The organism is Amycolatopsis sp. NPDC003861 (assembly GCF_053605405.1).
On record NZ_JBSGJD010000363.1, the window covers coordinates 1 to 7,288 of the forward strand.

Sequence of the window (7,288 nt, forward strand, 5' to 3'; positions counted from 1 at the left end):
TGTGTCAAGGCGGGAAAGATGCCTTGACACAGCCTGTCGGCCGTTGAAAAATCCGGCGTTCGGGCCGGCGGGGGAGCCCCCGGCAGGGAGGCCCCGCAACCAGCAGCGGAACCGCACAACCCCGTTGTACGGATCATGTACACGCCCCAGTCACTCTTCCCCCACCTACGAAACAGGTGCGAGAGGAGAACCGGGGAATGATCCGGAACAAGATGGCCGGCCGCGTGACCGCGGCGGTCCTGGCCGCCGGGGCGGTGACGGCACTGGCCGGAGCCCCCGCCCAGGCCGCCACCACCACGAACTGGACCGCCGACCTGTCCACTGTGGACAGCAACGACGTCAACGTCACCGGAGCGGGCGGTACGCTCACCCTGGCCGACGCCGCCTGGCACCGGACCGCCCGGGTGTTCGCCGGCAGCGAGGGCAGCCTGACCACCGCCGAGCACAAGCTCGGCTCGGCCGCCAACCGCGTCAGCGCGGAACTGACCGCCGACACCCCCAAGGGCACGTCGGTCGACGTCGACGTCCGCGGCCGGACCGGCGTCGACGACTGGACCGAGTGGACTCCCGCGGGCACCACGCTGAAGAGCTCCGTCAGCGAAGTGCAGGTGCGGATCAGCCTGCACAGCAGCACCGACGGCGTGCGCCCGTCGGTCACCGGTGTGAAGCTCAGCGCCGACAGCGCCCCGCAGGCCAACGCTCTGACCGCCGCCACCGAACTGACCTACAAGGTGTACGGCACCCGCGAGGGCCTGCCCGGCGGAACCACCGCGAACGGCCACGTCATCACCAGCCGCGACCACTTCGTCGCGCTGCCGTCCGGCAAGGCACTGGCCCCGAAGGGCACCGGCAACTACTCGGTCCGCGTCTGCCGCACCGACGGCAGCAAGTGCGAGTACGCGCCGGTGTGGGACGTCGGCCCGTGGAACGAGCAGGACGACTACTGGAACCCGGCGTCGGTGCGGACCAAGTTCAAGGACCTGCCGCAGGGCCAGCCCGAGGCGTACGCCGCGTACCACAACGGCTACAACGGCGGCAAGAGCGGTCTCGGCTACAAGGTGCAGAACCCGGCCGGCATCGACCTCGCCGACGGCGTCTTCTGGGACGGCCTCGGCATGTCCGACAACGGCAACGTCAACGTCACCTACCTGTGGACCGGCTCCGGCCCGACCGGCGTGGTCAGCACGGCCGGCGACCCGATGAACGTCCGGGCGAGCGCGAGCACCTCGGCCGCCATCAAGGGCCTGGCGGCGAACTACGCCAAGGTGAACATCGAGTGCTACGTCGAGGGTGACACCGTCACCGGCAAGTTCGGCACCGGCAACATCTGGGACCGGATCGGCCCGGGCCACTACGTGTCCGACACCTACCTGCAGACGGGTTCCGACCAGCCGGTCGCCCCGCACTGCTGAAAACCGTCGCGGCTGACTGCCCTCACCCGCGACAACGGCGAAGGCCCGGTGTCCCCCGCCGGGCCTTCGCCCATTTCCCGGCCATTCCACTCAGCGGCACATAATTCACAACCGTGAACAGACTTCCGCCGGGTGTACAACGCCCCGCCGTGCGTGCCAAAATTCCCTCCCACGGAATCACGAAATCACGGAATGGCGGGTACCTGTGAGCGTTTCCCGGAGAACCCTGCTGACCACCGCGGCCGGCGCCGCGGTGGCGGCGGGCGCCAGCACCCCGACGGCCGCCTCGGCCGCCACCCCAGAACCCTTCGACCTGGCCTCGGTCACCCGGACGCTCCGCCAAGCGGCCGACTACGCGGTGGGCAAGCTCCGCGCGGTGGCCCCCGGGGTCACCGCGTTCCCGGTCGGCACGAAGTTCGAGAAATGGACCTATTCGCAGAACGGCGACTGGGTCGGCGGATTCTGGCCCGGCCAGTTGTGGCTGGCCTGGCTGCACAGCGGCGAGGAACAATTCAAGACCCTCGCGCTGGCGTCCGCCGAAAAACTCGCGCCGCGCCAGAACGACACGGGCACGCACGACCTCGGATTCCTCTTCTACCCTTCGTGGGTGACCGCCTGGCGGCTCACCGGCGACGAAAAGTGGAAGGCGGGCGCGATCCAGGCGGCGTCGTCGCTGATCAAGCGCTACAACCCGGCGGGGCGGTTCATCCGCGCCTGGGGTGCGCTGTCCGACCCGAACAACGCCGGCCGCGTCATCATGGACACGATGATGAACCTCGACCTGCTCGCGTTCGCCGGCGCGCAGACGCAGGACCCGAAGTACCTCGAGATCGCCGTCGCGCACGCGAAGACGGCGCAGCGGAACTTCCTGCGCCCCGACGGGTCGACGCCGCACGTGTTCGACTTCGACCCGGTCACCGGCGCGCCGATCGGGCCGAACACCGTGCAGGGCTACAGCCCCACGTCGTGCTGGTCGCGCGGGCAGGCCTGGGGCGTCTACGGGTTCACGACCATCCACCGGCGCACCGGGGACACGGAGTTCCTGACCACGGCCCGGCGGCTCGCGGACTTCGCGCTGTCCCGGCTGACCGCCGACCACGTTCCGGTGTGGGACTACCTGGCCCCGCAGGCCCCGAACGACGTCAAGGACGCTTCCGCCGGCGTGATCATGGCGTGCGGCCTGCTCGACCTGGCCGAGCTCACGCACCGCCCGCAGTACCGGGAGAGCGCGCTGCGGATCCTCACCGCGGTGTCGCGGACGTGCCTGACGACGAAGTCCTCCCGCGCCGAGGCCAGTGTGGCCCGCTGCACCCGCAACCGCCCGGCCGAGGACGGCGTCGAGGTCTCGCTGCCCTACGCCGATTACTACCTGCTGGAAGGCATCCTGCGGGTGCTCGACCGGCGCAAGGTCGACCGCGCGGTCGACCTGTCCGCCGGGTAGCGGCGTCCAGGGAGGCCGCCACCTCCCCGGACGCCCTGCTCAGTGGTGGTGCGCGTGCACCTTGGCGTGCCCGAGGCCGCGCCCGATCATCCACTTGTTGACCGGCACCGTGACGACGAACGCGATCGCCAGCGAGAGGACCAGCGCCAGCCAGAAGAGCAGGCTGGCCAGCCCGGCGTCCATCGCGCCCGGGATCGCCACGACCACGGTGTTGTCGATCAGTTCCATCACGGCGATCGACACGGTGTCCGCGGCCAGCGCGACCTTGAACGCCGCCGGGAGGTTCATCCCCGACTTCAGGACGCCCCGCATGGTCAGGCCGTAGCCGAAGACGAAGGCCAGCGCGATCGAGAGGACCACGGTGGCCGCGTTGTGCAGGCCGAACGCCGTGCCCAGCACCATGCCGAGCACCTCACCGATGGCACAGCCGGTCAGGCAGTGCAGAGTCGCCTGGATCGCCGTCGCCCACGAAGCCCCGTGCTGTTCGCTCATGACTCGGACTATACCCCTAGGGGGTACCTGACGCACGTCTCCCGGGTCACACCACCCGAGGCAGGCAGATTACTACGGAGCGTAACCGAAAGCGTCCGGCCAGGGCATTCACCTCCGCGACCGCCCGAGACACAACTCACTTCCGTAACCCTTTGCGCACATCCCGTTGACCACAGTTACCCGGGGCCCTACGTTCGCCCTTGGTCTCCACCACGCGCAGACCCATCGAACCGATCGAATTTCCTGAGGAACGGGTGGAGATGCGAGGGCCGTCGAAGACTTCCCGGCTGGTCGCGGCGATGGCACTGGTCGCGGCGCTCGCGCTGGGGGGCTGCTCGGACCAGCTGGACAGCGCACCCGCCCCGGCACCGACCCGGATCGAGTTCGTGCCCAAGGTCCGCGACATCCCGTATTTCCAGGCGATGGACAACGGCGGCCGCGAAGCGGCGAAGCAGCTCGGCGTCGTGTGGCACTCGACCGGCCCGGAGACCGTCGACCCGGCCGATCAGGTCGCCATCGTGCGCGACCTGATCGCGAAGAAGGTCGACGTCATCGTCGTGGCCCCGAACGACCCGGCCGCGCTCGCGGGCGTGATCGCCGAGGCCCGGGCGAAGGGCATCCACGTGCTCACCTCGGACACCGACGCGCCGGGCACGCAGCGCGAGGTGTTCGTCAACCAGGCGAGCGCGCAGGGCATCGGCACCGCGCTCGTCGACGCGCTGATGGCGAAGACCGGCGGCACCGGCCAGTACGCGATCGTCTCCTGCGGGCGGGCCGCGGCGAACCTCAACTCGTGGATCGCCGTCCAGAAGGAGTACGCGGCCGGCCGCTACCCGAAGGCCGAGCTGGTCGACACCGTGTACGCGGGCGAAGACACGGACAAGGCGACCGTCCTCGCCAAGCAGCTCATGGCCGCCCACCCCGGTCTGACCGGGCTGATCGGCGAGTGCACGACGTCCGCGCCCGGCGTCGCGAAGGCGGTGGACGACGAGCAGAAGATCGGCCAGGTGTTCACCGTCGGTGTCGGGACGCCGCAAGCCATCAAGCCGTACCTGCTCAAGGGCTCGTGCTCGCAGTCGGTGCTGTGGAACGTCGAGTCGCTGGGCTACCTGACCGCGTGGACGGCGAAGCAGATCGCCGACGGCAAGCTGCTCCAGGCCGTCAACAAGGTGAGCCTGGAGCTGCCGGCGGTGAAGTACGACGACGCGACGAAGACCGTCCTGCTGGGCGATCCCCTGCTCATCACCGCCGACAACGTCGACCAGTTCAAGTACTGACCCCTCACCGGTGCCGGCGCACGTGGCCGACCGCCGCGCCGCCGCCGAGCACCAGGATCAGCGCCGTCAGCCCCCAGCGCCGTTTCTGCTCGGTGCGGTGCCCGGCGTCCTGGACGACCGGCTGGGTCTTCTTCTCCGGACGCGCGTGGCGTGTCGTCGGCGGCGAAGGCGGCGGGGCCGGGGTGGACGGCGCCGGCGTGACCAAAGGCGGCGGGGCCGGCACGGGGGTCGGCGGCGCGACGACGGGCTGCTCCACCGGTGGTGGCGGCGGGGGTGATGGCTCCGGTGCCGGCGGCTCGGTCCGGGGCGGCGGCGGCGGAGGTGACGACTGCCCCGGAGGCGTCGTCGGCGGGGGCGAAGACTGCCCCGGAGGGGTCGTCGGCGGGGGTGAGGACTGCCCCGGGGGTGTCGTCGGCGGAGGTGAGGACTGCCCCGGAGGGGTCGTCGGCGGCGGTGGGGGCAGGGGTGCGGGCGCCTCGGCGAAGCATCCGGCCGCGTCGCCGCTCACCAGCGGCCGCCCGGAAGCGACCTCGGTGGCCGGGCCCGAGCCGTCGCGCGGGAGGCGGTAGGTGACGCTGCGCTGCCCGGCGCGGTTGGCCGTGGCGTAGATCGCGCCGGGGGCGAGCACCACCGACCCGTACGCGCCGCCTTCGGGGAACTTCAGCCCGGGCACCACCACGACCTTCCCGCTCGACGGGTCGAGGGTGACCACCGAGCTATCCCCGCGCGAGGTCGCCGAGACGCCGTGGAGGAGCCCGTCCGCCGGGTCGAAGGCGAAGTCGTCGACCCCGACGGCCAGCGACACCGGCCGCAGCGCCGTCCGGTGCACCACCCGCACGTAGTCCGGCGCCGCCGGGTCGATGTCCACTGTGTACAGATCGCTGCCCTGCCGGACGTACCAGCGGTCGCCGTCGATCGCGCCCGCGGTGGCGCCGGTGACCGGGCTCCACACCGGCTTCCGCGCGCCGGCCCGGCCGATCACGCCCAGGTCGGTCACCACGCCGGCGGTGTCGATCCGCACCGCGTGCGCGCCCGGGTAGCGGCCGGCGCGGGTGCCGTCGGCGACGCCGTAGATCACGCCCTGCGCGGCGGAGTAGCCCATCGCGTTGATCCAGTAGCCGGCCTGGCTCACCCGGCGCGTCACCCCGCCGGGCAGGGAGAGCAGCCGCAACGTCGTCGGTGCGCCGTCGCGCTCGTTCTCGGCCTGGAGGACCGTGCAGCCGCCCGGCGCGTGGGCCGGCTCCTTCGCCGACGGCGGTGCGAGCCAGCCCGTGGCCGCCAGCAGCGCCGAGACCGCCACGGCCACGCCGAGCATCGCCGCCCAGCGGGCCCGCGTGCCGGTCAAGCCAGCCTTTCCAGGGCCGAGGTGAACGCCTCCGGCGCCACCTTCGCGCCGCCGCTGAACGGGTTCTGCAGCTGGTAGATGGCGAACAGCAGCAACGTGATCGTGCCGGCCAGCGTGGACACGATGATGATGTGCGCGGCGAGCCGGGTGCCGCCGAACAGGTTGGGCAGCAGGATCGCGGTGATCAGGCTGCCGAGGATCAGGGCGAACCAGACGACGGCGCCGACGCCGTCCGCGCCGGAGTGCGCCAGCCGCTGTTCGCGGGCCTGGTAGACCGACCAGAGCTGGTTGCTCGCCTCGGTCTTGCGGTCGAGCAGCCAGTCGTCCTCGGCCGGGGCGGCCGCCACCGCCTCGCGCATCTGGTCGAGCTGCGTCGCGCCCGTGGCCGGCACCGGGCCGCCGTCGGCCAGGCGCGGCCACTCCTGCTCCTCGACCGTCCGCGCGTACGCGGCGGCGAGCTGGTGCACCCGGTCCTTCGTCTCGGCCGGCAGCGCGTCGGCCGCCCAGGTGGCCGCGACGAGGCTGTCGGCTTCGGTCTGCGCGTTCTGGCTCGCTTCGCTCACCGAGTCGAACAGCGAGATCAGGACGAAGGCGACCAGGACCGCGTGCAGCCCGCCGACGATGGTGAACACCTGGCCCGCCGCGTCGTTGTTGTCGGGCCGGCCCTCGTCCCAGCCGAACCGGCGGACCAGGTACGCGATCACACCCGCCACGACGGCCGCGCCGGCCACCCAGAGACTGCCGGCCACGAAGATGTTCATCCGGGTCCTTTCGCCCGCGAAGCGCGGGAAGCACTGCCCGGCATTCCACGTCCGGGACCGCTCAAGTTAGTCACCCATTTACGGGCGGACAACAGAAAGGGCGGAATTCATCCTGCTGGCCGCACGAGGATCACGAAAGTCGCCGATTCGGCGCAGTTGCGAGGGGGTACCACCGGTGGTGCGGTATCGCTGGGCGACCGTGGACCGCGCTGCCGAGCAGGGGCTCTCACGACCGAGTGACGTCCGCGAACAGGCCGTGACCACGGCCGTCGAACATCATCCGAAAATGATCAAGCGGCGGCCCGGCCATTAACCCGGTGACCCGATCGTGTCATTGTGCGGGCAGTCGCGGTTGCTATGTTGATTTCGCGGCGCAACGAAACCGCGCATATCAGGGAATAGCAGGTCATGACCGGCGTGCCGGCTGGGGCGGGCACGTGCCGAACGCGAATGATTGGGTGGTCCTCGTTGTGACTGTCACCGACCCGGTGGAATCCGAGCAGGCGCCGTCGAGTTTGGGGCGGGCGGCGGCCCGGACCCTGGCCACGACGACCAAGTCG

General features: G+C 71.0%; 6 protein-coding genes. 3 read left to right on the top strand and 3 right to left on the bottom strand.

Features of this window, described 5'->3' with window-relative positions:
* Window positions 1-197 precede the first annotated feature (197 nt).
* Window positions 198-1,412 (top strand): hypothetical protein, encoded by a 1,215-nt coding sequence (locus ACWEVN_RS44830; RefSeq protein ID WP_452055342.1) that lies wholly within the window; start codon window positions 198-200, stop codon window positions 1,410-1,412.
* Window positions 1,413-1,617: 205 nt separating this feature from the next.
* Window positions 1,618-2,853, top strand: a complete 1,236-nt coding sequence (locus tag ACWEVN_RS44835; protein WP_452055343.1) for a glycoside hydrolase family 88 protein — start codon at window positions 1,618-1,620, stop codon at window positions 2,851-2,853.
* A gap of 39 nt (window positions 2,854-2,892) precedes the next feature.
* On the opposite strand, the gene ACWEVN_RS44840 is transcribed toward ACWEVN_RS44835, so the two are convergent.
* Complete coding sequence (locus ACWEVN_RS44840) at window positions 2,893-3,345, bottom strand: DUF4396 domain-containing protein (RefSeq protein ID WP_310977632.1); 453 nt, start codon at window positions 3,343-3,345, stop codon at window positions 2,893-2,895.
* Window positions 3,346-3,605: 260 nt separating this feature from the next.
* Here ACWEVN_RS44840 and ACWEVN_RS44845 point away from each other — a divergent pair, with 260 nt between their 5' ends.
* Window positions 3,606-4,622, top strand: coding sequence for an autoinducer 2 ABC transporter substrate-binding protein (locus ACWEVN_RS44845; RefSeq protein WP_452055344.1), 1,017 nt, complete (start codon window positions 3,606-3,608; stop codon window positions 4,620-4,622).
* A gap of 4 nt (window positions 4,623-4,626) precedes the next feature.
* Here the strand turns inward: ACWEVN_RS44845 and ACWEVN_RS44850 are convergent, their stop codons facing one another.
* Window positions 4,627-5,967, bottom strand: coding sequence for a DUF6923 family protein (locus tag ACWEVN_RS44850; RefSeq protein ID WP_452055345.1), 1,341 nt, complete (start codon window positions 5,965-5,967; stop codon window positions 4,627-4,629).
* Window positions 5,964-6,728, bottom strand: coding sequence for a bestrophin-like domain (locus ACWEVN_RS44855; RefSeq protein WP_449686968.1), 765 nt, complete (start codon window positions 6,726-6,728; stop codon window positions 5,964-5,966). The genes ACWEVN_RS44850 and ACWEVN_RS44855 overlap by 4 nt, the downstream gene beginning before the upstream one ends.
* Between the last annotated feature and the right edge of the window lie 560 nt (window positions 6,729-7,288).